The sequence below is a fragment of the Oleiphilus sp. HI0061 genome (assembly GCF_001635675.1).
In genome coordinates this window covers 1-915 of sequence record NZ_LWFE01001667.1, presented here as the reverse complement: position 1 = coordinate 915, position 915 = coordinate 1, and the positions used below count along the sequence as shown (strand labels likewise).

Sequence of the window (915 nt, the reverse complement as noted above, 5' to 3'; positions counted from 1 at the left end):
CATATTCAGGAATTGACTTGTGTTGCGCGTGATACCAAGTTAGGTAGCGAAGATATTACTGCCGATATTCCGAATGTTGGTGAGAACGCACTTTCCAAGCTGGATGAGTCGGGTATCGTTTATATCGGTGCTGAGGTGGGTGCTGGTGATATTCTTGTTGGTAAGGTAACACCTAAGGGCGAAACCCAGTTAACGCCTGAAGAAAAGCTACTTAGAGCAATCTTCGGTGAAAAAGCATCTGATGTTAAGGATACTTCACTGCGAGTTTCTACAGGAACGCGTGGTACGGTAATCGACGTTCAGGTCTTTACTCGTGACGGTGTTGAGAAAGATCAGCGTTCGAAAGATATTGAAAACGATCAGCTTGATAAGTTCCGTAAAGATTTGAAAGATGAGTATCGCATTGTTCAGGGCGCAACTTATGAGCGTCTTACAAAAGCTTTGCTTGGTCAGTCTGTAATTTCTGCGCCAGGTTTGAAGAAGGGCGATACCCTTAGTGAAGATTACCTTAAAGGCTTAGAGCCTAGCGATTGGTTCACAATTCGTATGTCTGAAGACTCTCTAAATGAGATGTTGGAGAAGGCAGAGGCGCAATTGGAAGATCGTCGTAAAGATCAGGAAGAGCGCTTCGAAGTTAAGAAGGGTAAGCTTCAGACTGGTGATGATCTCGCACCGGGTGTACTGAAAATAGTTAAGGTTTACGTTGCGATCAAACGTCGTATTCAGCCTGGTGATAAGATGGCTGGACGACACGGGAACAAGGGTGTTATCTCGGTTATTATGCCAGTTGAAGATATGCCATATGATGAGCATGGTAACCCAGTAGATATTGTACTTAACCCGCTAGGTGTTCCGTCTCGAATGAACGTCGGTCAGGTACTGGAAACACACTTGGGTTGTGCTGCAAAAGGTCTT

General features: G+C 44.9%; 1 pseudogene. It reads left to right on the top strand.

The annotated features are described in order from the left end of the window. Positions 1–915 (top strand): annotated as a pseudogene (gene rpoB / locus A3735_RS25830) (DNA-directed RNA polymerase subunit beta); the annotation flags it as partial.